This window comes from Microbacterium sp. B35-04, assembly GCF_010634885.1.
Taxonomy (GTDB): Bacteria; Actinomycetota; Actinomycetes; order Actinomycetales; family Microbacteriaceae; genus Microbacterium.
On record NZ_MWLP01000068.1, the window covers coordinates 26,432 to 50,257 of the forward strand.

25 protein-coding genes are annotated in these 23,826 nt (G+C 71.7%); 16 read left to right on the forward strand and 9 right to left on the reverse strand.

The features are described from left to right. Positions 1-11 precede the first annotated feature (11 nt). Positions 12-2,090: an NAD(+) synthase gene (locus tag B1729_RS15040; protein WP_163618295.1), complete on the forward strand. Its 2,079-nt coding sequence runs from the start codon at positions 12-14 to the stop codon at positions 2,088-2,090. 148 nt (positions 2,091-2,238) lie between these two features. Here the strand turns inward: B1729_RS15040 and B1729_RS15045 are convergent, their stop codons facing one another. Further along, a complete protein-coding gene (locus B1729_RS15045) occupies positions 2,239-2,817 on the reverse strand; it encodes a hypothetical protein (protein WP_163618294.1) in 579 nt (192 codons plus the stop codon). A gap of 307 nt (positions 2,818-3,124) precedes the next feature. Between B1729_RS15045 and B1729_RS15050 the strand changes: the two genes are divergently transcribed. Next, positions 3,125-4,609 (forward strand): lipase maturation factor family protein, encoded by a 1,485-nt coding sequence (locus B1729_RS15050; protein WP_163633556.1) that lies wholly within the window; start codon positions 3,125-3,127, stop codon positions 4,607-4,609. A gap of 173 nt (positions 4,610-4,782) precedes the next feature. Here B1729_RS15050 and B1729_RS15055 read toward each other — a convergent pair whose 3' ends face one another. Beyond that, on the reverse strand, positions 4,783-6,321 hold the full coding sequence (locus B1729_RS15055) for an MFS transporter (RefSeq protein ID WP_163618292.1): 1,539 nt from the start codon (positions 6,319-6,321) through the stop codon (positions 4,783-4,785). 221 nt (positions 6,322-6,542) lie between these two features. Between B1729_RS15055 and B1729_RS15060 the strand changes: the two genes are divergently transcribed. After that, entirely contained in the window at positions 6,543-7,100 is a 558-nt protein-coding gene (locus B1729_RS15060; protein ID WP_163633558.1) for a nucleoside phosphorylase, read from the forward strand. A 39-nt stretch (positions 7,101-7,139) separates the two neighbouring features. Here B1729_RS15060 and B1729_RS15065 read toward each other — a convergent pair whose 3' ends face one another. After that, positions 7,140-10,148 (reverse strand): AAA family ATPase, encoded by a 3,009-nt coding sequence (locus B1729_RS15065; protein WP_163633560.1) that lies wholly within the window; start codon positions 10,146-10,148, stop codon positions 7,140-7,142. Continuing rightward, positions 10,145-11,365, reverse strand: a complete 1,221-nt coding sequence (locus tag B1729_RS15070; RefSeq protein WP_163633562.1) for an exonuclease SbcCD subunit D — start codon at positions 11,363-11,365, stop codon at positions 10,145-10,147. Before B1729_RS15070 ends, B1729_RS15065 begins: the two co-directional genes overlap by 4 nt. 119 nt (positions 11,366-11,484) lie before the next feature. Between B1729_RS15070 and B1729_RS15075 the strand changes: the two genes are divergently transcribed. The 3 genes from B1729_RS15075 (at position 11,485) to B1729_RS15085 (ending at position 13,106) form a co-directional block, all read left to right on the forward strand. After that, positions 11,485-12,045, forward strand: a complete 561-nt coding sequence (locus tag B1729_RS15075) for a hypothetical protein (protein WP_163618288.1) — start codon at positions 11,485-11,487, stop codon at positions 12,043-12,045. Positions 12,046-12,048: 3 nt separating this feature from the next. Further along, positions 12,049-12,780 carry an alpha/beta hydrolase gene (locus tag B1729_RS15080; RefSeq protein ID WP_163618287.1) on the forward strand — a complete coding sequence of 244 codons (732 nt, stop codon included), beginning with the start codon at positions 12,049-12,051 and terminating at the stop codon, positions 12,778-12,780. 110 nt (positions 12,781-12,890) lie between these two features. Next, positions 12,891-13,106, forward strand: a complete 216-nt coding sequence (locus B1729_RS15085; RefSeq protein WP_163618286.1) for a hypothetical protein — start codon at positions 12,891-12,893, stop codon at positions 13,104-13,106. Positions 13,107-13,110: 4 nt separating this feature from the next. On the opposite strand, the gene B1729_RS15090 is transcribed toward B1729_RS15085, so the two are convergent. The 4 genes from B1729_RS15090 to B1729_RS15105 form a co-directional block, all read right to left on the reverse strand. Beyond that, complete coding sequence (locus B1729_RS15090; protein WP_204260091.1) at positions 13,111-13,557, reverse strand: DUF1622 domain-containing protein; 447 nt, start codon at positions 13,555-13,557, stop codon at positions 13,111-13,113. Positions 13,558-13,613: 56 nt separating this feature from the next. Continuing rightward, the gene (locus B1729_RS15095; protein WP_163618284.1) at positions 13,614-14,312 is read right to left on the reverse strand and encodes a hypothetical protein; all 699 of its coding nucleotides are present in this window, start codon (positions 14,310-14,312) and stop codon (positions 13,614-13,616) included. Position 14,313: 1 nt separating this feature from the next. Continuing rightward, positions 14,314-14,553, reverse strand: a complete 240-nt coding sequence (locus B1729_RS15100) for a hypothetical protein (RefSeq protein ID WP_163618283.1) — start codon at positions 14,551-14,553, stop codon at positions 14,314-14,316. A gap of 113 nt (positions 14,554-14,666) precedes the next feature. Next, a complete protein-coding gene (locus B1729_RS15105; RefSeq protein ID WP_163618282.1) occupies positions 14,667-14,960 on the reverse strand; it encodes a GNAT family N-acetyltransferase in 294 nt (97 codons plus the stop codon). Positions 14,961-15,548: 588 nt separating this feature from the next. On the opposite strand from B1729_RS15105, the gene B1729_RS15110 reads away from it, so the two are divergent. From B1729_RS15110 to B1729_RS15120, 3 genes are all read left to right on the forward strand, one after another. Further along, entirely contained in the window at positions 15,549-16,304 is a 756-nt protein-coding gene (locus B1729_RS15110; protein WP_163618281.1) for a winged helix-turn-helix domain-containing protein, read from the forward strand. Positions 16,305-16,355: 51 nt separating this feature from the next. Beyond that, positions 16,356-17,369, forward strand: a complete 1,014-nt coding sequence (locus B1729_RS15115) for a DNA-3-methyladenine glycosylase 2 family protein (protein WP_204260084.1) — start codon at positions 16,356-16,358, stop codon at positions 17,367-17,369. A 148-nt stretch (positions 17,370-17,517) separates the two neighbouring features. Beyond that, positions 17,518-17,934, forward strand: coding sequence for a VOC family protein (locus tag B1729_RS15120; protein WP_163618280.1), 417 nt, complete (start codon positions 17,518-17,520; stop codon positions 17,932-17,934). Positions 17,935-17,945: 11 nt separating this feature from the next. Here B1729_RS15120 and B1729_RS15125 read toward each other — a convergent pair whose 3' ends face one another. Next, positions 17,946-18,863 carry an aldo/keto reductase gene (locus B1729_RS15125; protein WP_163633564.1) on the reverse strand — a complete coding sequence of 306 codons (918 nt, stop codon included), beginning with the start codon at positions 18,861-18,863 and terminating at the stop codon, positions 17,946-17,948. Positions 18,864-18,961: 98 nt separating this feature from the next. Between B1729_RS15125 and B1729_RS15130 the strand changes: the two genes are divergently transcribed. From B1729_RS15130 to B1729_RS15160, 7 genes are all read left to right on the forward strand, one after another. After that, the gene (locus B1729_RS15130) at positions 18,962-19,186 is read left to right on the forward strand and encodes a hypothetical protein (protein ID WP_159842119.1); all 225 of its coding nucleotides are present in this window, start codon (positions 18,962-18,964) and stop codon (positions 19,184-19,186) included. Positions 19,187-19,358: 172 nt separating this feature from the next. Next, a complete protein-coding gene (locus B1729_RS15135; protein WP_163618278.1) occupies positions 19,359-19,544 on the forward strand; it encodes a DUF1918 domain-containing protein in 186 nt (61 codons plus the stop codon). 105 nt (positions 19,545-19,649) lie between these two features. Beyond that, positions 19,650-20,684 carry an ABC transporter substrate-binding protein gene (locus B1729_RS15140; RefSeq protein ID WP_163618277.1) on the forward strand — a complete coding sequence of 345 codons (1,035 nt, stop codon included), beginning with the start codon at positions 19,650-19,652 and terminating at the stop codon, positions 20,682-20,684. Positions 20,685-20,764: 80 nt separating this feature from the next. After that, the gene (locus B1729_RS15145; RefSeq protein WP_163618386.1) at positions 20,765-21,718 is read left to right on the forward strand and encodes an iron chelate uptake ABC transporter family permease subunit; all 954 of its coding nucleotides are present in this window, start codon (positions 20,765-20,767) and stop codon (positions 21,716-21,718) included. After that, positions 21,715-22,707 (forward strand): iron chelate uptake ABC transporter family permease subunit, encoded by a 993-nt coding sequence (locus tag B1729_RS15150; RefSeq protein WP_163633567.1) that lies wholly within the window; start codon positions 21,715-21,717, stop codon positions 22,705-22,707. Before B1729_RS15145 ends, B1729_RS15150 begins: the two co-directional genes overlap by 4 nt. Next, positions 22,707-23,459, forward strand: a complete 753-nt coding sequence (locus B1729_RS15155) for an ATP-binding cassette domain-containing protein (RefSeq protein WP_163633568.1) — start codon at positions 22,707-22,709, stop codon at positions 23,457-23,459. Before B1729_RS15150 ends, B1729_RS15155 begins: the two co-directional genes overlap by 1 nt. Before the next feature lie 40 nt (positions 23,460-23,499). Beyond that, positions 23,500-23,826 (forward strand): siderophore-interacting protein (locus B1729_RS15160; protein ID WP_204318940.1); only part of this gene is annotated, 327 nt, incomplete at its 3' end.

A 23,826-nucleotide genomic window follows, 5' to 3' on the forward strand; every position in this document is an offset into this window, starting at 1 on the left:
GACTGGAGCGCATGAGCCTGCCCTTCGAGAGCGCATATCGGCACGGGTTCGCCCGCGTCGCGGCCTGCACGATCCCGGTCTCGATCGCCGACCCCGCGGCCAACGCCGAGGCGGTGCTCGCCGCGGCGCGGGAGTGCGATGCGGATGCCGTGGCCGTGGCGGTCTTCCCGGAGCTGTGCCTCACCGGCTACGCCATCGACGACCTGGTGATGCAGGACCCCGTGCTCGACGCGGTGGTCTCCGCGGTCGAGCGGCTGGTCGAGGCATCCGCGGATCTTCTGCCGGTGCTCGTCGTCGGCGCGCCGCTGCGCCACCGCAACCGCCTCTACAACTGCGCGCTCGTGATCCACCGCGGCGAGCTGCTGGGCGTCGCGCCGAAGTCGTACCTGCCCACGTACCGCGAGTTCTATGAGCGGCGCTGGTACGCGGCGGGCGACGACCAGGGCGACCAGGACATCCGCGTCGGCGCTCTGGAGGCTCCCTTCGGCCCCGACCTGCTGTTCGAGGCGCTCGACATCCCCGGCCTCGTCGTGCACGCGGAGGTGTGCGAAGACGTCTGGGTGCCCATCCCGCCGTCGTCGAGCGCCGCCCTGGCCGGGGCGACCGTGCTGCTCAACCTCAGCGGCAGCCCGATCACGATCGCCCGCGCCGAGGACCGCAAAGACCTGTGCAAGTCGCAGTCTCTGCGGTGCCTCGCCGCGTACGCCTACGCGGCCGCGGGCGGCGGGGAGTCCACGAACGACGTCTCGTGGGACGGCCAGACCATGATCTACGAGGGCGGCAACCTGCTCGTCGAGACCGAGCGCTTCCCCGATGGGCCGCGCCGCTCGGTCGCCGACGTCGACCTCGACCGCCTGCGCCAGGACCGCCTGCGCCAGGGCACGTTCGACGACAACCGACGGACGACGAACGCGGATGCCGCCTTCCGCACCGTGCACTTCCGCCTCGACCCGCCGGCGACCGACGTGGGCCTCCGCCGCAGCCTCGACCGCTTCCCGTTCGTGCCCGACGACCCCGAGCGCCTGGCGCTGGACTGCTACGAGGCGTTCAACATCCAGGTGTCGGGTCTCGTGCAGCGCATGCGCGCCATCGGCGGTCCGAAGCCGGTGATCGGCGTGAGCGGCGGGCTCGACTCGACCCATGCGCTGCTCGTGGTGGCACGCGCCATGGACCTCATGGGTCGCCCGCGCAGCGACATCCTCGCCTACACGATGCCCGGGTTCGCGACGAGCGAGCACACCAAATCCAATGCCATCGCCCTCGCCGAGGCGGTCGGGGCGTCGATCGAGACGATCGACATCCGCCCGCTCGCCATCGAGATGCTCGAGCGCCTCGACCACCCGTTCGCCGACGGCGAGCCGGTGCACGACATCACCTTCGAGAACGTGCAGGCGGGCCTGCGCACCGACTACCTCTTCCGCCTCGCGAACCACCACGGCGGCATGGTGATCGGCACCTCGGACCTCTCGGAGCTGGCGCTCGGCTGGGCCACCTACGGCGTCGGCGATCACATGAGCCACTACGCCGTCAACACCGGCGTACCCAAGACGCTGATCCAGCACGTCATCCGCTGGGTGATCTCGCACCGTGCGGACGAGGGCGGTTCCACCGAACTCAGCGACCGCGCCCGCGAGGTCCTGCAGTCCGTGCTCGACACCGAGATCTCGCCCGAGCTCGTTCCCGCCGGCCAGGACGGCAAGATCCAGTCGACCGAGGACCGCATCGGCCCCTACGCCCTGCACGACTTCACGCTGTACCACGTGCTGCGGTTCGGGTTCCGCCCGTCGAAGATCGCGTACCTCGCCGCGCACGCCTGGGGCGATGCCGAGGTCGGCGCGTGGCCCCCCGGGTTCCCCGACGAGGACCGGTACGCCTACGACCTGCCCACGGTCGCCAAGTGGCTGCAGGTGTTCCTCCAGCGCTACTTCGCGTTCGCGCAGTTCAAGCGCTCGGCGATCCCGAACGGCCCGAAGGTGTCGCCGGCGGGCTCGCTGTCGCCACGGGGCGACTGGCGTGCGCCGTCCGACGGGAACGCCCGCGTGTGGCTCGCCGAGCTCGAGGGCGCCCTCCCCGAGCTCGTCGAGGGCTGACCGCGAGAGCGGCGTCGCCCTTGCCGAGATCAGGTGATCTGGCGCAGACAGGAGAATCCAGCCGGAATCGTCCTGCGTACGCCAGATCACCTGTTCTGGGCACGACGCACGAGCCCCACGAACCTCGGGAACGACAGCAGGCCGAGGGTCAGGCGGGCGCGTGGGTGTACGCGAGCGTGATCACCCAGCTGTCGCGCGAGAGATCGGCCAGCTGGTAGAACACCTTCCGGTCGGGGATCCAGCCCTTGGTGAGCGGGGTGTCGAGCCGCACATGGTCGGCGGCGACCCGCGCTCCGCGACCGTCGGCGTCGCGCACCGCCTGCACCCGCGTCCAGTGGGCGATGAGCTTGCCGAGGTCGCTCTCGTCGAACAGGTGCGAGTGGCGCTTCATCAGGTGCAGCTCGGCGTCGTCGGGATGCACGTCGCGCAGGTCGAGCCCGAGCATCACGTCGGGGTCGGTGACGGCGACGACGGTGGCGGCGCGGAAGTTGACGTTGCGGATCTTCAGCGGCAGCTCGGTGCCGCCCACCTCGGCGATGAGCTGGGTGTGGAAGCCGAACGTCCGGGGCGCCTCGCGCTCGACGCGGACGGCCTTCGGTTCGATCCCCAGCTTCGCGGAGACGATCTCCTTGGCGAGGAGGCGCTTTCGGTCGTGGTCCGGGAGCTTCGGGTCCCAGCCCAGCCGCGCCGTGATCCCCGCCGGAGTGTCGAGAAGCACCGATTGCATGATCCACCTCATTCTCCGCGGCCCGTCCGCAGCTCCATCCTGTCGCGCAGCCGCTCGGGCAGGAAGATCGCCACGCACGTGAGGCCGACCCTCGCCTACGAAAAGCCTGCTCCGTCACGGCAACACGCCCTGAACGGATGCCGTCGCCCGGAGTGTTCCGTCACCGACCCTGCTTTTCGCTCTCGATTCGGGCACGGGCGACCGCACGCGAAGGCCGCAGGTGCGGCCTTCGGGGATGGCGCTCGGGGCCGGCGGCGGCCGGTCAAGCCCCTGTCGGACGTCCGCGGGCGGTGGGAAGGATGGGACCGTGAACGGTTTCGCCGCCGTCGATTTCGAGTTCGCGCGCCAGGTGCTCCAGCGGGGCATCGCGGCCCTCTTCGTCGTCGCGTTCATCTCGACGCTGAACCAGTTCCGGCCCCTCCTCGGCGAGCACGGGCTGCTTCCCGCGACCGAGCTGCTCGCCTGGGCGCACTCCTCGAAACGCGGGCGGCGGCTGCTTCATCCCACGCTGTTCCGTCACGTGCGGTACACCGACCGGCGGCTCGTCGCGCTGTGCGCGGCCGGCATCGTGGTCGCGACGGCGCTGGTGATCGGCATCCCTCAGCTCGGTCCGCCTTGGGTGCCCATGCTGTGCTTCCTCGCACTGTGGCTCGGCTACATGTCGATCACGAGCCTCGGCCAGACCTTCTACGGCTTCGGGTGGGAGATGCTGCTGCTCGAGGCCGGATTCCTCGCCGCGTTCCTCGGCTCGCACGCGCAGCCGCCGCCCACCGTCGTGATCGTGCTCTTCTGGTGGCTCGTGTTCCGCCTCGAGTTCGGCGCGGGCATGATCAAGATCCGCGGCGGCCGCGAGTGGCGCGACCTCACGGCCCTGATGTACCACCACGAGACCCAGCCGATGCCGGGCCCGCTCAGCCGCCAGGCTCACCTGCTTCCGGCCTGGTTCCACCGCGGCGAGGTCGTGGGCAACCACTTCGCGCAGCTCGTCGTGCCGTGGTTCCTGTTCGCTCCGCTGCTCGGCCTGTGGGTGCCCGGCCCCGTGCCCGCGATCGTCGGCGCGGTCGCGGCGGCCATCGTGATCGCGACGCAGCTGTGGCTCATCATCACCGGCAACTTCGCCTGGCTCAACTGGATCACGGTCGTCCTGGCGTCCTCGGCGATCGGCGTGCCCGGGATCGGTGCAGCGCCCGGGCCTCCGGCATCCGATCCCCCATGGATCATCGACGGGATGCCGCTTTACTGGGTCGTCGTGACCGGCGCCGTGGGCGTGCTCTACCTGGTGCTGAGCTGGCAGCCGCTGCACAACCTGTTCGCGCACCGCCAGCTCATGAACGCGTCGTTCAACCGCTGGCAGCTCGCGAACGCGTACGGCGCGTTCGGCACGGTGACCAAGCAGCGGATCGAGATCGTCGTCGAGGGCACGATGGACGAGGATCCGACGGGGGCGACCTGGCACGAGTACGGCTTCAAGGGGAAACCGGGTGATCTGCGCCGGATCCCCCGGCAGTACGCGCCGTACCACCTGCGGCTCGACTGGCTCATGTGGTTCCTGCCCCTCGGGCGCTCGCTCGACGACTGGTTCACGACGTTCCTGGTGAGGCTGCTGGAGGCGGATGCCCCGACCCTGCGCCTGCTCGCCCACGATCCGTTCGACGGCCGGCGCCCGCGATGGGTGCGAGCGGTGTCGTACCGCTACCGGTTCACCACGCATGCAGAGTTCCGCGAAACGCGCACCCGGTGGGCGCGCGACCGGCGACGCCCGGTCATGGGACCGGTGTCCCTGCGCCGCTGAGCGCGCCCATCGCGCGAGTTCGTGCTCGGGGTCACCGCACGCGGCGTCGAGCGCGACGTCACCGCCCGTCGTGACACCGGAAGCGACCCAACGACCGCGGGCTCAGCGCTCGGGGTCACGACGCGCGGCATCGGGCGCGACGTCACCGCGCGTCGTGACAGGTGAAGCGACGGTCAGGGCACCGGGGAGTCTGTGGCCGACGCGCGCTCCCCGACCTTGCGGCGCGCCGTCAGGTCGACGATCGACACGACGAACGCGAGGGCGAGGAAGAGCGCGACCGACAGCATCCCGAACGCGTACGCGTCGTGGTACACGACCAGCTCGTCGTGCGTGCCGGACTCGCGATAGATGGCCGAGTAGAACAGCGACAGTGCGACCGCGGTGCCCACGGCCGCGCCGATGCGCTGGCCGAGCTGGCCGACGGAGCCTGCGACGCCGCCCCGCTTGACCGGGATCTCGGCGAGTGTGAGGGTCTGGTTCGGGGCGATCACCAGGCCGCCGCCGGCGCCGCCGACGGTCATGATCGCCGCCATGAGGTAGGGGGTCCACGCGGGCGGGGCATACAGCGCCGCGAGCATGAGGCCGCCGACGCAGGCGAGCATGCCGACGAGCCCCCACACCACCACGACGCGGCCGTGACTGCTCACCAGGTTGCCGCCGACCCACGACGTGACGGCGCTCGCGAGGGCGAAGCCGATGGAGACCATCCCCGCGTACACGGGTTCGAGGCCCAGGCCGATCTGCAGGAACAGGGTCGTCACGAGGAACAGCGCGGGCGCCGCGGTGAAGTACGCCGTCTGCAGGAGCGTGCCGTTGCGATACGACGCGATGCGGAACAGCTTGAGCGGGATGAGCGGACTGCGCCCGCGCGCCGCATAGTGACGTTCCCAGGCGACGAAGGCGGAGACGAACAGGGCGAACGCGACGAGCAGCCACCACCGCGCGGGGTTGTCGGTCGGTGCGCCCGTCGTGAACAGGAACGGCCACATCAGCGAGACGACGCTGGCGCCGAACAGCAGCACCCCGACGGGGTCGAGCTGCACGCGGCGCTGCGACCTCGTGCGTGTATCGGGCAGCAACCAGAGCGCGAGGCCGATGGCGGCGAGACAGAGGGGCACGTTCATCCAGAAGATGAGCCGCCACCCGTCCGTCGGGCCGCCGAGGGCGATGAGGAGGCCGCCCAGGGTCGGGCCGAAGGCGGTCGCGACGCCGATCGTCGCGCCGAACAGACCGAACGCGCGGGCGCGCTCCCTGCCCTGGAACAGCTCCTGCGCCATGCCGAGCACCTGCGGCATCTGGATGCCGGCGGCCACGCCCTGCAGCAGCCTGCCGACGAGCAGCACGGTCGCCGTGGGCGCGAGGGCGCAGATCACGCTGGTGATCGTGTACAGCGACAGTCCGACGATGAACAGGGTGCGGCGCGAGCGCTGGTCGCCGAGGCGTCCCATGGGCACGAGCACGAGTCCGAAGGTGAGCACGAACCCCGACACGATCAGCTGGAGCTGCGTCGAGCTCGCCCCGAGCACCTCGCCGATCGACGGCAGGGCGACGTTCACCTTCGTCATGTCGAGGATCGTGATCGCCGCCACCGAGACGCAGACCCAGAACGCCCGCCAGCGCGCGGCCGGCGAGATGGGGATGACGGCGGTGGTGGCCGGCACGGCGCGGGCCGTGCTCGTGGTCTTCGATGATCGCGACGGGGACTCAGGCATCTCGTTCAGGCTAGCCCTGATCCCCCGCGCGGCGCGGGGGCGGCGGGCGGCGGCCGTGTCCGGGTATGTCGGCCGCGGCATCCGCGTCCCGGTGGCTCGGCCGCGGCATCCGTGTCCCGATGGCTCGGCCGCGGCATCCGTGTCCCGATTTCGCTCGCCGGCGGCGCCCTGAGCACTCCTTTCCGGGACATGCTCCCAAGAAAGCGGGACATGATGGGACGGTGAGACTCCTCGTCGCCGCCCTCGCCTCCGAACTCGTGGCCTTTCCCGATGACCTGCCCGGCTTCGACCGGCTCGTCACCGGCCCCGGCAAGCTGCAGGCCACCTACGCATTGACGCGGGCGCTCGATGCCACCGCGTACGACGAGATCGTGGTGGTCGGCACCGCTGGCGCGATCGACGCCCGGCTCGACGCCGACGTGTACGAGATCGCTGCGGCGCTGCAGCACGACGTCACCGACATCGACGGCATCGTCGGCCAGCATGTCTCGCTGCCACCCCTCGTCGAGCTCGGCGCGGACGGCGTGACGATCGCGACCGGCGATCATTTCGTCGACGATGCCGAGGCCGTCGCGGTGATCCGGCCCCTCGGCGCGGGCCTGGTCGACATGGAGACGTACGCCTACATCTGGGTCGCCCAGCGGTTCGAGGTGCCGATCCGCGTGCTGAAGGCGGTGTCGGATCGCGCGCAGGACGGTGCGATCACCGACTGGCACGCCACGGTGACGGCGTGCAGCCACCAGCTGCGCGACCGCGTCCGCGCGGATTACGGCGTCTGATCCGACTGGTCCGGCCCGCCGCGGCGGAGCGGAGCGAGGTCACACGCGGGCGAGGTCGTCCTGGGTGATGACGCTCGGGCCCTGGGGTGTGGCTTCGACGGCGAGCTGGGCGGGCAGCTGCTCCTTCATCGCTGCGACATGGCTGATGACGCCGACCATGCGTCCTCCCTGGCGAAGCTCATCGAGCGTGCGCATGGCCAGGTCGAGCGTCTCCTCGTCGAGGGAGCCGAATCCTTCGTCGACGAACAGCGTGTCGAGACGGATGCCGCCGGCCCGGGCCGTGACCACCTCGGCGAGTCCGAGCGCCAGGGCGAGCGAGGCCAGGAAGGTCTCGCCGCCCGACAGCGACTGGGCGGGACGCGCCTGGCCGGTGAAGGCGTCCATGATCTCGAGGCCGAGTCCCGACGCCGCCCCGCGCGCGGCGCGCGCATCGGTGTGCTGCAGCAGGTAGCGTCCCGACGACATCTCGCTCAGGCGAAGGTTGGCCGCCGCGACGATCTCTTCGAGCTCGGCGGCGAGCACGAAGGTCTCGAGGTCCATCTTCATCGTGTTGGGCGCTCGGCCTGCGACGGTGTCTGCGAGCCGCGTGATGGCTGCGGCGTCGGCGGCCCGTGCCGCCACACCGGCGTAGGCCTCGTCGATCTGCAGGCCCAGGTCGCGCAGGCGCTCGACGACGCTGTGCGCGTCGCGCTCGGCGCGGAGCGCCGCTGTGCGCGCAGCGTCGGCGGCGTCGAGCGCACCCCGCGATGCGACGGTGTCGACCGGTTCGTCCGGCGCACCCGCCAGTTCGAGCTCGAGCTCGAGCACCCGCGCCCGCGTCGCCGCGAGTCGGGTGTCGTGGGCCGCGATCTTCTCCGCCAGCGCCTCCGTCTCAGCGGGTCCCAAGAGGGCGACCATCGCCGCTGCGGCGTCATCGAAGACGGATGCCACGATCCGCTCGTCCGCGTCGGCCCGCGCTTGTGCGGCTCGTGTCGCAGCCCGCTCGGCGTCGGCGCGCGCGTCGGCTGCGACTCGGGCGGCGTCGCGAACGGCCGTCGCCTGCGCCACCCGCTCGGCCACGCTCGCGTGGTCGCCGCGAGCGGCGTCCACCGCCCGGCGCGCGCCGTCGACGCTCGCGGTCAGCGCGGCGATCCGCGTACGCGCGGCGGCGAGGAGGTCCACGAGGTCCGCACGCGACGCCTCCGCCTCGGCGTCGAGCGCGGCGAGCTCGGCGTGACGGGCCGCGAGCGCGTCGCGGCGACCCACCGCGCGCTCTGCGGCGGCGAGCTCGTCGGCCGCGGTGGCGAGCTGCTCGCGCAGCGCCTCGACCGGCTGTCCGCCGGCGCGAGCGGCCGCGTCGGCATGCCGCTCCCGCGCCGCCTTCGCCACGTCGGCGGCGGTGCGCTCGCGGGCCGCCGTCGTGTCGCGCTCCGCCTCGGCGGCGGCGAGCATGTCGTCGGTCACCGGATCGTCGGCAGGCTCCGCAGGCGCGGGGTGTTCGGTCGCGCCGCAGACGGCGCAGGGCTCGCCGTCGACGAGCGTCGTCGCGAGCTCGCCCGCATACCCGTCCAGACGGCGCTGCAGCAACCGGGCGACGGCCACCGCCGCCGCAGCGGCGGTTGCGGATGCATCGCGATGGGCGATCTCGGCGTCGCGCTGCGCGGCTTTCAGCCGCTCGGCCTCGACGGCGGCCGCCAGCCGGTTCGACGTCTCGTCGTGCCGCACGCGCGCCGGGTCACGACGGGCGGCGGCTTCCCGCTCGGCCTCGAGCTCCGCGTCGAGGCGCGCGAGCTCTGCCGGCACCTCGGCACGGTGGGCGTCGAGCGCGACGATGTCGGTCTCGAGCCGCACGGCCTCGGCGCAGGCATCCCTGACCCGCTCCTCGCCTTCCACGAGCGCCGTCTCGTGCGCGAGCGCAGCGGTCCACACGGCGAGCTCCCCGGTGAGACGTTCGACCACCTGGGACAGGTCGGCGGTGAGCTCGTCGTCGCTGCCGGCCGCCAGCCGCTTCCACGCGGCATCCGCATCAGCGGCCGCGGATGCGCTGGACGCCGCCAGGTGGTCCGCGTTCAGCGCCGCCTCCAAAGGAGCCCGCAGCACCTCCGCCGACCGTGCATGCTGCAGCCGCCGCCGATCGTCAGCGATCTCGGCGGTGGCCGCTTCGAGGGTCGTGAGGCGCTCGCGTGCCCGGCCGAGCTCGGCCTGCGCCTTCGCCAGGGCCACCCGGTCGGCGTGTGCGGCTTCGGCCGCTGCCCGCGCGTCGTCTGCGGCGGCCCGCTCACGCGCGAGCGTGTCGAGGCGGTACGCGGCGCGCTGCGCGCCCAGGTCCACCGCGGCACGGCGTGCCGGCAGGTCCAAAGTCGGCGCCGCGTCATCCCCATCGTCGACCGGCGGCTCATGGGTCGCGATGAGGCGCTCCGCCTGCTCCAGCAGCGTGCGCGCCCGCTCGCCCAGCGCGTCGAGTTCGTGCTGCGCGGCCTTGCTGCGCTCGCCCAGCTCCCGCGCGTACTCCTCGTAGCGCCGCGTTCCGAAGAGCGCCCGCAGCAGCGACTGGCGTTCGGTGCCCGAGGCGAGCAGGAAGCGCGAGAACCGGTTCTGGGCGAGCAGGATCACCTGCTGGAACTGCTGGGCGTTGAGGCCGAGCACGTCGTCCAGCAACAGGCCGACGTCGCGAGGCTTGCCCGCGCGCCCGACCCAGGCGCCGTCGACGAGCTCCTCGAGCTCGGCCCGGGTCGGCTCGGTGGTGAGTCCCGCGCCCCGGAGGGACGGCCGCAGGTACTCCGGTGCACGGGTGACCCGCCAGCGCCGGTCGCCGACCGTGAACTCCAGGCGCACCTCGGTCGGGTCTCCGGGCTCGCAATGGTCGCTGCGGAGCCTCTTGTCGCCCGACTCGTAGCGGGGCACGCTGCCGTACAGCGCGAAACAGACGCCGTCGAGGATGCTCGACTTGCCGGCACCGGTGCGTCCGGAGATGAGGAAGATGCCGTCGCCCTCGAACGCCTCGAAGTCGACGCTCTGGCGCTCGCGGAAGGGCCCGAACCCGGTGAGCTCGAGGCGGTGCAGCCTCACGCCTTCGCCTCCACCCGGATGCGCTCGTCCAGCAGTTCGCCGACGATCTCGGCCTCCCGGGCCGATGCCCCCTCGCCCTCACGGACATGCGTGAGGAACGCGTCGACCAGCTCGGCCTCGTTGCGAGCAGTGCGCACGCGCTGCGCATAGGTGCGTGCGTCGTCCGCACGCGGCGTCGTCGGCGCGTGGCGGACTTCGGCGCAGTGAGGGAACCGCGCGAGCAGCCGGCGCATCGGATCCCGCTGCGGCAGCGGGTCGGTGTATTCGGCGCGCACCCAGTCGCCAGCGTGGCCGGCGAAGCGCTCGTCGGCGAGCAGCTCGTCGAGCGTCGCCGTGAGCGTCACGAGCCTCCGGGGCACCGGCAACGGCAGCCACTCCGCGGTGCCCTCCACAGCGCCTTCCGCAGGGTTCGCCGGCGTGCCGAGGACGGCACCCTCGCTCCCCTGGCCCTCCTGCACGAGCCCGTCTGCGCCGAGTTCGACGAGCCACGACCCGCGCGGCTTGTGCCCCTCGTCGATGCTGTAGTGGAGCGGTGCTCCGGCGTATCGCACGCGCGGTGAGAGCCGCTGGCGCCCATGGATGTGACCGAGCGCGACGTAGTCGACGCCGTCGAATGTCGACAGCGGCACGACGTCGAGCCCGCCCTGCTGGATGTCGCGCTCGAGGTGGGGCGTCGGCTCGACCCCCGCCGCGAAGCAGTGCGCGACAGCGATGGACCGGCCCCCGCGGGCAACGGCATCCGTGCGGATCAACTGCATCGCGCGGGCCAGCACATCGGCCTGCGTGCGCACTCCGGGCCAGGTGCTGCGCAGCAGCACCGGCTCGAGATACGGGATGCCGTACACGTGGACCGGACCGTGCTCGTCGTGGACCGTGATCGGCGTGCCGATGGTGGCGGGATCGGTGACCACGTGCACGCCGTCGCGCAGGAGCGCCGACTGGAAGCCGAGTCGTGCGGCCGAGTCATGGTTGCCGCTCGTGACGACGACCGTCGCGCCGGCGTCGGCGAGACCGCGCAGCGTCTCGGAGAGGAGCGTGTAGGCCCCGGCGGCAGGCGTCGCCGAGTCGAACACGTCGCCCGCGACGATCACGAGCTCGACGCGATGCTCTCGCACCTGCGCGACGAGGGCTTCGAGCACGCCGCGCAGCGCATCGAGCGTGGCGTGGCCGTGGAACGACCGCCCGATGTGCCAGTCCGAGGTGTGCAGGATCCGCATGCTCACACGGTACGTTCCGCCCCGGACATCCCCGCCGAGGCAGGCCGCAGACGGCCCACCCCGAAGCGACCCCGGCGAGGCGCCCACCCGCGGCGGCGTCTCCGGACGTATCGTGGAACATGGCGCACAACGCAGACACCGCTCCCCGATCGACCGTGGTGGCCCTCGTGGGAGCAGGCAGCGAAGAACTGCTGACCGGCCTCGCCGACGTTCCGGCACTCGTCGCACTGTCGCTGCGCGAGGCCCAGCCCGCCGTCGCCGCGCACCTGGTGTCTTCCGTGTCGACGCCTTACGTGGTGCACGACGCCGATCCGCTCGAGCACGTCGCCGCAGCGTGGGTGGAGCTGTACGAGGAGCGCTGCACCCTCGGCTCGCTCGAGACCGAGGTCGATGCTCTGCTGTCGCTGTTCGAGACCGGCGAGGCGGTCATGCCGGACTACTACGTCGTGGCGGGGCCCGAGGCGATCGAGGGCACCTGGCGGCACTGGTGGCTGGGCGCCCTGGCGCACCACGCCCCCTCTCGCGTGCTGCCGGTGGAGGCGTCCGGATCGGCGCTGCGGGCGCGGCTGCGCGCCCTTCCCGCGTCGCGGCCGTGGCCGGAGCCTTCGGCGTGGCTCCCCCGCGTGCATTTCGACATCCCCGATCGGGTGGGTCTGCGCGATCAGCCGGGCGCCGCCTGACCGATGCCGGAGGTGGAGGAGTTCGCGCATGCCGGCGCGACGATGATCGCCGAGCGCCGAGGGTCCGGGCGCTGCGTGTACGTGCTCGTGCACGGCATCGGAATGGGCCGCACCGTCTTCGCCGATCTCACCCGCCACCTGGGCGACGGCGAGGTCATCGCCCTCGACCTTCCCGGCTACGGCGAGGCGCCCGAGCCCGCCCGGGTGCTCACGATCGAGCGGATGGCCGATCTCGTGGCCGCCTATCTTCGGGAGCGGGTCGGCGTTCCCGCCGTCGTGGTCGGGCATTCGATGGGAGCGCAGATCGCGCTCGAGATCGGGGTGCGGCATCCGTCCGTCGTCGACCGCATCGTCCTCGTCGGGCCGACCGTCGATCCCGCCGCCCGCACGGCCCCGCGGCAGCTGTGGCGGCTGCTCCGCGACATCGCCGTCGAGAGTCCCCGTGTGATCGCTGCGGGTGCGCGGGAGTACGTCCATGCGGGTCCCCGGATCCGCGCGAAGTTCCGCGCCATGCTCGCACACCGCCCCGAGGACGTCCTCGCCCAGGCCCGCGTGCCGGCGCTGGTGCTGCGGGGCGAGGACGACCTGGTGGCTCCGCGGGAATGGTGCCTCCGCATCGCCGAGACCATGCCCGACGGACGGCTGGCGGAGGTGCCGGGGCACGGCCACGAGACGATGATCCGGGATGCCGCGCCCGCCGCCCGCCTCATCCGCACGTTCGCCGGAGCGGGCTGACACCGGGCGCGAGACCGCCGCTCTGCGACGGATTCCTGCCATCCGGACGTGACCCGGCAATGTCGGACCCCCCGCGTAGGTTCTCTCTGTCGGAACCAACGGAGGAAACCATGTTCGCTGTATACGCCGCCGAACAGCAGTACCGTCACGACACCTGGACGCGGGAGCGCGAGCACGCACTCCTCACGGCCATTCGGGAGCGGAAGATCGCCGCTTCGGAGCGGATGCCGACAGTCCGTGCCCCGCGCCCCGCACAGGTCGCCTGGCCGCGGCCGATCGGCCTGCACACGGCCGACGAGCGCACCACGGTGTGCGCGGTCGCTTAGGGTCCTAGCCGACGCGCGGGTCCGGGTCCACGGATCCGCGCGCGGCGGGCGCCTGCCGCCCGGCCTCGCGATCGCGAGCCACGGCGTCGCCGATCATCTGACCGCCGCTGCGCAGCAGCGCGCGACGCCACGGGAGCGTGCCCTCGATCTCGATCTGGATCGAGATCGACAGGACGGTGCGGATCAGGACGATCAGTCCGAGGATCGCGGCGTCTTCGAGCGAGGGCTTGGAGGTGATGGTGCGAATCAGGTCGGCGGCGACCAGCACCTCGAGCCCGAGCAGGATCGCCGCGCCGAGCGTCGTGCGCAGGACGGTGAAGGCCGCCTGCCCGCCCTCATGACGTGCGAGCGAGCGGGCACCGAGAACGAGCGCGATCAGGAATCCCGCGATCATCGCCGCGGCGCCGACCGCCTCGAATCCGACGGCGACGGCGGTGAACAGCTCCTCCATGCGCACGCGCCCAGCCTAGGGCCGGGCGCGTGCGCGACAGTGCGGGAATCGCGGTGTCAGGCCGACGGCCCGCGTCCGGAGTCGGCAGGTCCGTCCGCGTCACCGGTCGAGACCTGGCGCGCCAGCTCTTCGATGTCGTGCTCGGGAAGCTCGACGCCCGCCTGGGTGAGGCGCTGGCGCAGCACCTCGGCGATGCGTTCCAGTGGCTCGCCGCCGACGTCGGAGCGCGTCTGCACGACGATGCCCGCGACCTTGTCGACCTCGGACGCGTTGTTCTGTGCCATCGCCGGCAGCCGCTGCTCCTGCTCGGTTCCGAGCGCGCCCGGCGTACGCTGAGCCTCGCTCACGGTGAGGGTGTCGCGGCCGGCGTCACTGCCGTGGTGATCTGCGTCGTCGACGACCCCGATCCCGACGGCCTCGTGGCTCGGCTCGCCGCTCAGCGCTCCTTCGGAGGGTCCGGCGGCCGCTGCTCCTCCAGCCTGCCCGGCCGCCGACTGCTCCTGGCCCGCCGCGTTCGAAGCGGCGCCCGTGCCCGATGCGGTCGGCGTCTGTCCGGCGGTCTCCTGCCCTGACGACTCGGTCCACGCCCGAGCCGGCTGGGCGTCGGGCCCCGGCTCGCCCATCGCCGGAGCGGTGTCGGTCTGCTGGTCGCGAACGGCGTCGTCGTCGCCCGGCGTCTCGGTCGCGCCGCCGGCGTCCTCCCGATCCGGGTAGTTCACTCCCGGCTGCTCGTACTCGTTACCTGTCGTGCTCATCTCAGGGTTCCTCTCCTCGTCCGCCGTCGGTCGCAAGGTCGGGGTCGGCGCCCTGCCGGGCCGCCTCCCCCTCCACCGGGTCGTCCGGCTGCAGCGCGGCATCCGTCAGCAGCTCGGCATCCGTCATCGCGGCGCTGCGCTCGCGGGACTCCTGATCGTCGACGCCCTCCCAGCCACCGGCTGGAGCGGCATTGATGACGCCTTCGGGAAGTTCCTGGTCGTTCGACCGATCGCGATCCATCGCGGACTCCTCTCGTCTTCCCCCAGCTTCGCCGGGCGGGGTGCCCGGCGGCATGGGCTTGACAAGGGATGGACGATGCCCGAAGGGCGATCGGCCGGGAGCGGCCGATCGCGTCAGGAGCGGGCGCGCAGGATGCCGCGGTGGCGGGGGTTCTCCTCGAACCAGTCCGCGACGTACCAGCACACCGGCACGACCTCGCGATCGCCGGTCTGCTCGATCTCTTGGACGGCACGGCCGACGAGCTCGCCGGCATAGCCGTGCCCGCGGAACGTGGGCACTGTGTAGGCGCGTGTCATGGCCACGGTGCGTCCGTCGTCGCGGTAGTCGAGCACACTCACGAGGTCATCGCCCCGGTGCAGCGTGTAGCGCGACGCGTCCGTCTCTTTGGTGAAGCGCAGCTCGGTCACCCGCACAGGCTACGCCCGCCCTCCGCCATCGGGATCAGCCGCTCGCCATGTCGCGGAAAACGCTCAGGCGGCGCCCTGCTGGCCCTCAGGCGGAGGCCTGTCGACCCCCCACGTGCCACGCGTCGACCGCGCGATCGGCCCGGGGGCTGAGACCTCCGCGCCGCGGAGTGAGCAATCTGTCACATTCCGAAACGATCGGGGCTCTGCATCCGTGCGATTTGACGTTTTCCGACAAAGTCCGTCATAATCGGCCACATGACTGACAACGCGCTGTATCTGTCCGCCCGGGAGGCGAACAGGACTGCCGGCATGATGATGGCCGGTCGCGTTGCCATGTGTTGTCGAATGTGCCACTAGCACGGTGACCCCCGTCGGACTCCTCCTCCGCTTCTGAAAACGGATCGCACGGAGCCCCCCCGAAGCACCGGTTTCGTGCGTCGATCACGCGCACCCGGATCCGCTTCGCACATCGCCCACCGTCGGGCACAGGCCTTCATCGGCCGACGGCCTCATCGCCTCCGACGATCCGGGCCGCAGCACATCCAACCCGGCTCAGCTCTCCGGGTTCCTCCCGCAAGGACCATCATCATGTCGACCACCGCTCTCCTCGACCGTCCCACCACCGCCGTCCGCCACCTCCGCGCCGTGAACCACCCGGCCGTCGCCGAGGCATCCGACGCCCCGGCCGCCGCGCCGGCCGCCGAGGCCCCGCAGGCCGCCTCTCGTGCTCTCCCCGCCGGCACCGCGCCGCGCGGCTTCGCCCTCTACGTCGGCCTCGACGAGGCGAAGGCGGCCGCGTCGGGTGTGAGCCTCGGTGTGCTCGTCGACGCGCTGCGCCGCACGATCGCCGAGCTCGCACCCTCCGCCGAGACGTACGCCACCGTCGCCCTCGCGCCGGTCGGCGCCGGCGGACGCGATGTCGACGTCGTGCGCCTCGCCCTCCACGAGCCTTCTGCGGTCGCCCGCACCAAGCAGGAGGAGCCGGAGGACGAAGACCCGTCGGCCGGCGGCGTGGTCGTCGACATCTCGCGCAAGCGCGTGCTCATCGACGGCGAGTCGGCGGCGTTCACCTTCAAGGAGTTCGAGCTGCTGCAGTACCTCGTGCTCCGCGAGGGCCGCACGATCGAGCGCACCGAGCTCGTCACCTCCCTCTGGCAGGGCACCACCGACGACGACGCCCCGGGCGAGCGCACCATCGACGTGCACGTGCGGCGTCTGCGCGCCAAGCTCGGCCGCTACGAAGACATCGTGCGCACGGTGCGCGGCGTCGGCTACCGCTTCGACCGCCACGCCGACGTCGTGATCCGCTACGGCCACGGCACCCCGTCGCCCGACCGCTTCTGAGCGCCGCCGGTCCGGCAGGGATGTCGGAGGCCGAGGCGTAGGGTGGGCCGCATGACCACGTCGCTCTCGCGCATTCCCCGCACCGGGGATGCCGAGGCGCCTGCGTCGCACCGACAGCACCGCCCCCGCGACCCCCGCCCCGATCCGGGTCGGCCCCTCGAGACGGAGTACCGGCCGCGGCACCCGCTCGACCTGCGCCGCACGGTGCTGTACCAGCGCCGCGGCGCTGGCGACCCCACGATGGCCGTCTCGGGCGCCGTGATCTGGCGGGTGAGCCGGACGCCGGCGGGCGTCGCCACGCTGGCGATCCGCGAGACGCACCCGGGCGTCATCCGCGCCGCAGCCTGGGGACCGGGACGCGAGTGGGCGCTCGCGCAGCTGCCCGCACTGTGCGGCGCGGAGGACGACGCCGAAGGGTTCGATGCGACACGGCATCCCCTCATCGCCGACGCCCACCACCGCAATCCCGGACTGCGCCTGTCGCGCACCGGACTCGTCTTCGACGCGCTGGTGAGCGCGATCTTCGAGCAGAAGGTCACCGGCGTGCAGGCGTTCGCCGCGTGGCGGCGCGTCGTCACCTGGTGCGGCGAGCGTGCCCCCGGGCCGACGCCGGCGCCCATGTTCGCGCCGCCGACCATCGACGGATGGCAGCACGTGCCGTCCTGGGTCTGGCACCGCGCCGGGCTGGAGCCGCCGCAGTCGAAGACCATCGTGCGCGCGGCCCGCCGCGGCGACGCGATCGTACGCACCGTCCTCGCCGCCGAAGATGGCGAGGCCGTCGATCGCGTGCTCGTGAGCCAGCACGGCATCGGCCCCTGGACCTCTGCTGAGACCCGCATCCGGGCGCTGGGCGACCCCGACGCCGTGAGCGTCGGCGACTATCACGTCGCCCATGAGGTCGGCTACGCGCTCACCGGCCACCGCGTCGACGACGATGGGATGCTGCGGCTCCTGGCAGATTGGCCGGGCCAGCGGCAGCGGGTGATCAGGCTGATCGGAGCGAGCGGCGTGCGAGAGCCCCGCCGTGGACCGCGCCTGCACCCCGAGGATCACCGCGACCGCTGAGTCGCCGGATCCGGAGGCCGCAGAGGCGCCTCCGGATGTTCGACGCCGCGTCATCCGGCGTCCCTTGCGGATGTCGGAGGCCCGGACGACACTGGGACCCGCCACGCGGCCGGGCGCGGCATCCATCGACCAGATCCAGGAGTTCGACATGCCCAGCCTCAACCCGTACCTGTCTTTCAAGAACGAAGCCCGCGAGGCGATGACGTTCTACCAGTCCGTGTTCGGCGGCGATCTCACGATCGACACCTTCGGCCAGTACGAGGGCATGGTGCAGGATCCCGCCGAGAACGACCTCGTGATGCACGCCCAGCTGGAGACCCCGGACGGGTTCACGCTCATGGGGGCCGACACCCCGACGGGCATGCCGTACGAGAAGCCGGCGGGCATCTCGGTGTCGGTGAGCGGCGACGACGAGGCGGCACTGCAGGGGTTCTGGGACAAGCTGGCCGACGGCGGCACCGTCACGATGCCGTTCGACACTCCCCCGTGGGGCGGCCGGTTCGGCATGCTCACCGACCGTTACGGCATCGACTGGATGGTCGCGGTCAACGCGACGCAGCCCTGAGATCCCGTCGGTCAGGCGTATTCGCTGTCATCGATGGTCGTCGGCGCCGGGCCGAGGGCTTCGAGCTCCGTCCAGAGGTCGTCAGGAATCGGCGTCGCGGCGAGCTGTTCGAGCTGCGCGAGGCGCGGCGCCGACGACAGTCCTACCACCGTCGAGTCGACGAGCGGCGACCGCAGCGAGAACTGCAGTGCGACGGCCGGCAGCGTCACGCCGAACGACGCGCAGACGCGTTCCAGCCGCGAGACCCACTCCTGCAGCTCAGGCGTCGCGGGGCGATAGCCGTACATCGCACCCTCGCGTGGACCGGTGGCGAGGATGCCGGCGCCGAACGGTGCCGCGTTGAACACCGTCATCCCGCGCTCACGGGCGTCGGCGAACACCGGCGCGGCGGAGCTGTCGACGACCGTGAAGCGGTTGTGCACCAGCACGGCGTCGAAGAGGCCCGTTCCGACGTAGCGGGCCATGAGCCCGACCGGTCCCGCCGCGACGCCGATGGCATCGACCCTGCCCGACTCGCGCAGCTCGATGAGCCCCTCGACGGCGCCGCCACGGCCGATCGCCTCGTCGAAGGTCACCGTGTAGGGATCGTGGAGGTGCAGCAGCGGCAGGCGATCGACGCCGAGGCGCGTCACGGTCTCGTCGAACGAGCGCAGCACGCGGTCGCGGTCGAACGCGCCCGTGTCGGGATCGGCGTCGACCTTCGAGATGACGCGGGTCGCGGCATCCGTCCCGATGCGTGCGATCGCGAGTCCCAGCACCGCCTCCGAGCGACCGCCCGCATAGTTGTTCGAGGTGTCGAGGAAGGCGTGCGTGGTGGCGAAGAGCTGCTCCGCGAAGGCGACGGCGGCGTCCTCTTCGGGGGAGCCCGGGACCGTGTTACGGCCGAGGCCGGAGGTGCCGAGGGTGATCGGGCTGACGTTCAGGGTCATGGCTTCCGTTCCGTGTGCGGGATCGTCGACCTCCAACCTATCCAGAGCCGGGAGCGCAGATGCGCCCCCGGCCACGATCGCGCCCCTAGGCTTTCGGCATGACCACCACGCGGAAGGGCTGGACCCGCGGCCACTCGGGCTGGGCGCTCGGAACGGCCCTGATGTTCACACTGGGGATCGTGTTCGGGCTGATCTGGGGCAATGTGCTGCTGGGCGTCGTGCTCGCCGCCGCGGTATCGATCGGCTGGCTCATGGCCTACGAGTCGTGGCGAGGGCGCAGCGTGGGCCTGGAGAACCGCGACGACGACGGCGCCCAGCTCTAGCCCCGCCGAAGCAGCGCTAGCCACCGAAGGCGCGCACCCAGCACCGCCGAAGGCGCGCTGCTCTCGCCGGAGGCACGATACGCCGCGCCTCCGCGACGGTCCGATCCGCTTCACGGACTCCCTACCCATCGCGGCCCGAGCGTCGTATCGTGTGCGCCAGGAGGTGGTCCGCATGCAGGCGAATGTCGGCGACCGCGTGGTCATCCACGGCCGCATCGTAGGAGCGGCAGAGCGTTCGGGCGAGGTGATCGAGGTGCGCGGCAGCGGGGAGAATCCGCTGCTCGTGGTGCGCTACGACGACGGGCACGAGGCGATCCTGTCCCCCGGAAGCGACTGCGAAGTCCGGCACGCGTCCTGACGGACGGCCGAGGACGACGCGTGTCCCGAGTTTCCGGGTGCCGGCGTCGCGGATGCGGACTCTATCAAAATCAGACGATCTCCTGCTTAGGATAGCCTTACCTACATGCACAAGAGATCGCGCCTGCTTCTGCCCGCCGCCGCTCTGAGCGTCACCGCTCTCGCCCTCACCGCCTGTTCGTCGCCTTCCGCGACCGAAGAACCCGCCGCGGCTGCGGAGTCGGCGACCGTCGTCGTCGAGAACGCCAAGCCCACCCTGGTGCTGGTCGAGCGGGACGGCGAGTCGTCGTACCAGGAGGACACCGAGGTCGACCGCGAGGCCGTCGAGGTCGAGGCGAACCCCGCCTCGGTCGTCACCTTCGACATCGCCACGCTCGACACGCTCGACGCGATCGGCGCCGGCGAGGCCGTAGTCGGCATCCCCGACGCGGTGCTCCCCGACTACCTCTCGGAGTACGCCGATCTGCCGAAGGTCGGCACGCTCTTCGAGCCCGACTTCGAGGCCGTCGCCGAGCTCGAGCCCGAACTCATCGTGACCGCCGCGCGCAGCACGGGCCAGTACGACGAGCTGTCCGAGATCGCCACGACGATCGACCTGACGGGCGCGTACGCCGGTACCTTCGACCCGAGCGCCGGCCTCGAGCGGGCCGCGCAGCTGGGCGAGATCTTCGGCAAGGAGGACGAGGTCGCCGAGCTCACCGCCGGCATCGAGGAGCTCGTCTCCACCATCGAGTCCGACGCCGAGGGCACCGCCCTCGTCCTGTCCGTCTCGGGCGGCGAGGTCGGCGCGTTCGGCGAGGGCTCGCGCTTCGGCTACTTCTTCGACGAGCTCGGCTGGACCCCGGCGGTCGTCGCCGCGGAGCTTCCGGGCGCCGAGGGCTCGCCCCACGGCGACACCGTGACGAACGAGTTCATCCTCACCGCGAACCCCGACTGGATCTTCGCGTTCGACCGTGGCGCCGCCACCGGCGAGGGCTCCAGCGCCGAAGAGACCCTCGACAACGAGCTCGTGGCACAGACGACCGCCGCGCAGGACGATCACCTCGTCTACCTGCCCGCCAGCGAGCTCTACATCGTCATCAACGGCCTGACCGCCATCGAGAACGTGCTCACCTCGGTGCACGAGGCCATCGCCGGCTGAGCCGTCGTGCCGCACGAAGTCCGAGTGGGGAGCGCGGAGTCCTGACCCGCATCTCCCCCACGCTCTGGATCGTCGCGGGGGTGGCCACGGTGGCCGCCCTCGCGACGATCTCGCTGTTCATCGGCGTCGCCGAACTCGACGGATTCATCCTCTTCGCCAGCCGCATCCCGCGCACCGTCGCTCTCGTGCTCGCCGGCGCCGCCTTCGCCATCACCGGCCTCATCATGCAGCTGCTGGTGCGCAACCGGTTCGTCGAGCCCGGGACGACAGGGGCGACGGATGCCGCGAGCCTGGCGCTGTTGGCCGTGCTCATGTCGGTTCCCGGTCTCCCGATCTGGGGCAAGGCGATCTTCGCCACCATCGGCGCGCTGGTCGGCGTGTTCGGCTTCCTGGCTCTGGCCCGCCGCATCCCGTCGCGCTCGAGCGTGCTCGTGCCCATCGTCGGCATCCTCTACGGCGGCGTGATCGGAGCCGTCACCACGTTCGTGGCCTATCGCTCGAACATGCTGCAGGAGCTGCTCAGCTGGGGCATCGGCGACTTCTCGAGCATCCTCCGGGGCCGGTACGAGATCCTCTACCTCGCGGCGGCCGCAGCGCTGGTGGCTTGGATCGCCGCGGACCGCTTCACGGTGGCCGGACTCGGCGACGACGCCGCGCGCGGCCTTGGCCTGGACACCCGTGCGGTGATGGGCGTCGGGGTCACGATCATCGCGCTGGTCACCGGCATCCTGATGGTCGTCACCGGCGCCCTGCCGTTCCTGGGGTTGATCGCGCCGAACATCGTCAGCCGCCTCATCGGCGACAACATGCGGCGCGCGGTCCCGCTGGTCGCGCTGCTGGGCGCGGCGATCGTCCTGCTCTGCGACATCATCGGGCGCGTCGTGCGCTTTCCGTTCGAGCTCCCGATCTCGATCGTGATGGGAGTGCTGGGCGGCGTCGTCTTCCTCTGGCTGCTGCTGGGGACGGCGAAGCCGGTGGATGCCGCGGCTCAACGCCGCCCGCGCACCCCGGCGCGTCAGGAGGCGACGCGATGACCGCCACCTTCCTCGACGGCGCCCGCCGCGCGACCCGGAGCCTGCGGCATCCGACCGGCGCGCTGTGGGCGCTCACGGCGCTCGCGGCCGCGATCGTGCTCGTGTTCCTCTTAACCGACCTGCCGGGCAAGTGGGAGTACGCGCTGGGCCTGCGCACCCGCACCATCGCGGGCATGGTGATCGCCGCGGCGGCGGTGGGGGCATCCACCGTCCTCTTCCAGACGATCACGGCCAACCGCATCCTGACGCCCGGCATCATGGGCTTCGACGCCGTGTTCCTCGCGATCCAGACCCTCGTCGCGTTCGCGATCGGGCCGGCGCTGCTGGTGTCGGCGCCACCGCTCGCGTCGTGGCTGGTCGAGCTCGTGCTGATGGCGGGCTCGATCGTGCTGCTGTACTGGTGGCTGTTCCTGCGACGCCGCCTCGACCTGCACGTGATCGTGCTCGCCGGGCTGGTGCTCGGCGTGCTGTTCCGCTCGGTCACCGGGTTCCTGCAGCGCCTGCTCGACCCAGACACGTTCGCGATCCTGCAGGATCTGACGTTCGCGAGCTTCACGTCGGTGGATCGGGAGCTGCTGCTGCCCACCGGCGTCCTCGTGATCGTGGCGCTGGCCTCGCTCTGGCCGATCCGTCGCGAGCTGGACGTGCTGTCGCTCGGCGAGAGCACCGCGATCTCGCTCGGCGTCCCGCACCGCCGCGTGGTGATGCAGGTGATCGTGGCGATCGCGGCGATGGTGGCGGCATCCACCGCACTGGTCGGCCCGGTGACCTTCTTCGGTCTGATCGTCGCGAACCTGGCGTACGGCGCGGTCGGCCACCGTCACCTGCGCAGCGTGCCCGCCGCCATCGCCATCGGCGTGATCGCACTGGTCGGCGGCCAGCTGATCCTGTCCCGTCTGCTCGGCTTCGGCACCGAACTCCCGGTTGTGATCGAGTTCGTCGGCGGGCTGTTCTTCATCGTCCTCGTTCTCACCGGAAGGGCCCGCTGATGATCCGCACCGACTCGGTGGTCAAACGCCACGGCGCGCTGGTCGCCGTCGACGACGTGTCGATCGACATCCGACCCGGCGTCACCGCCATCATCGGCCCGAACGGCGCCGGCAAGTCGACGCTGCTCGCCGCCGTCGGGCGCCTCGTCGGCACCGACGGCGGCGTCATCACGGTGGACGGCCTGGACGTGACCGCCACGAAGTCGCGCGACCTCGCGCGGCGCCTGGCGATCCTGCGTCAGGACAACCACCTCGCGATCCGGCTCAGCGTCGAGGACCTCGTCGCGTACGGACGCTTTCCGCACGGCGGCTCGGGGCGCACCCCCGACGACCGTGCCCACGTCGACGACGCGATCGAGCTGCTCGACCTCGACGAGGTGCGGAGGCGCTTCCTCGACGAGCTGTCGGGCGGTCAGCGCCAGCGCGCGTTCGTCGCCATGGCGCTCGCGCAGGACACCGACCATCTGCTCCTCGACGAGCCGCTCAACAACCTCGACCCACGCCACGGCGTGGCGCTCATGAAGCTCGTGCGCCGCCTCGCCGATGAGCGCGGGATGACCGTGGTCGTCGTACTGCACGACATCAACGTCGCCGCGCAGTACTCCGACGACATCGTCGCGATGCGGGCCGGCCGCGTCGTGCACCACGGAACCGTGGCCGAGGTCGTCACCGAGGAGCGCCTCGCCGCGCTGTACGACACTCCGGCACGCGTGGTCGACATCGCCGGCCGCCCCATCGTGCTCTGGGAATGACCCGAGCGCCCATACCCACTGCCACCGAAAGAGAGAACCCATGACCTCCGCCTTCTCGCTCGAGCCCACCGGCCTCGAGCTGCGCTTCCGCCGTGTGACCCTCGCCGCGCGGGAGTGGCTCACCCCCTCGTACGTGCGCGTGCGCCTGCAGGGCGATGAGCTCGCCGGATTCGCCTCGCTCGGCGCCGACGACCACCTCCGGATCTTCTTCCCCGACGGCGACCCGCAGTCCGTCGAAGAGCTGCGCGCAGCTCCGAGCCGCGAATACACACCGCTGGCATGGGGCGAGGGCTGGCTCGAGCTCGAGTTCGCCATCCACGGCGATCCTGCGGCGGGCACGGCGGGGGGCGCGGCGGGGGGGGGGGGG

Coding starts and splice junctions, on each gene's coding strand:
- B1729_RS15045 (WP_163618294.1), bottom strand. CDS start 2,817: ATGCAATCGGTGCTTCTCGACACTCCGGCGGGGATCACGGCGCGGCTG.
- B1729_RS15080 (WP_163618287.1), top strand. CDS start 12,049: ATGCCGGAGGTGGAGGAGTTCGCGCATGCCGGCGCGACGATGATCGCC.
- B1729_RS15040 (WP_163618295.1), top strand. CDS start 12: ATGAGCCTGCCCTTCGAGAGCGCATATCGGCACGGGTTCGCCCGCGTC.
- B1729_RS15125 (WP_163633564.1), bottom strand. CDS start 18,863: ATGACCCTGAACGTCAGCCCGATCACCCTCGGCACCTCCGGCCTCGGC.
- B1729_RS15150 (WP_163633567.1), top strand. CDS start 21,715: ATGACCGCCACCTTCCTCGACGGCGCCCGCCGCGCGACCCGGAGCCTG.
- B1729_RS15100 (WP_163618283.1), bottom strand. CDS start 14,553: ATGGATCGCGATCGGTCGAACGACCAGGAACTTCCCGAAGGCGTCATC.
- B1729_RS15070 (WP_163633562.1), bottom strand. CDS start 11,365: ATGCGGATCCTGCACACCTCGGACTGGCACATCGGGCGGTCGTTCCAC.
- B1729_RS15130 (WP_159842119.1), top strand. CDS start 18,962: ATGACCACCACGCGGAAGGGCTGGACCCGCGGCCACTCGGGCTGGGCG.
- B1729_RS15155 (WP_163633568.1), top strand. CDS start 22,707: ATGATCCGCACCGACTCGGTGGTCAAACGCCACGGCGCGCTGGTCGCC.
- B1729_RS15110 (WP_163618281.1), top strand. CDS start 15,549: ATGTCGACCACCGCTCTCCTCGACCGTCCCACCACCGCCGTCCGCCAC.
- B1729_RS15135 (WP_163618278.1), top strand. CDS start 19,359: ATGCAGGCGAATGTCGGCGACCGCGTGGTCATCCACGGCCGCATCGTA.
- B1729_RS15055 (WP_163618292.1), bottom strand. CDS start 6,321: ATGCCTGAGTCCCCGTCGCGATCATCGAAGACCACGAGCACGGCCCGC.
- B1729_RS15090 (WP_204260091.1), bottom strand. CDS start 13,557: ATGGAGGAGCTGTTCACCGCCGTCGCCGTCGGATTCGAGGCGGTCGGC.
- B1729_RS15120 (WP_163618280.1), top strand. CDS start 17,518: ATGCCCAGCCTCAACCCGTACCTGTCTTTCAAGAACGAAGCCCGCGAG.
- B1729_RS15115 (WP_204260084.1), top strand. CDS start 16,356: ATGACCACGTCGCTCTCGCGCATTCCCCGCACCGGGGATGCCGAGGCG.
- B1729_RS15140 (WP_163618277.1), top strand. CDS start 19,650: ATGCACAAGAGATCGCGCCTGCTTCTGCCCGCCGCCGCTCTGAGCGTC.
- B1729_RS15095 (WP_163618284.1), bottom strand. CDS start 14,312: ATGAGCACGACAGGTAACGAGTACGAGCAGCCGGGAGTGAACTACCCG.
- B1729_RS15085 (WP_163618286.1), top strand. CDS start 12,891: ATGTTCGCTGTATACGCCGCCGAACAGCAGTACCGTCACGACACCTGG.
- B1729_RS15075 (WP_163618288.1), top strand. CDS start 11,485: ATGGCGCACAACGCAGACACCGCTCCCCGATCGACCGTGGTGGCCCTC.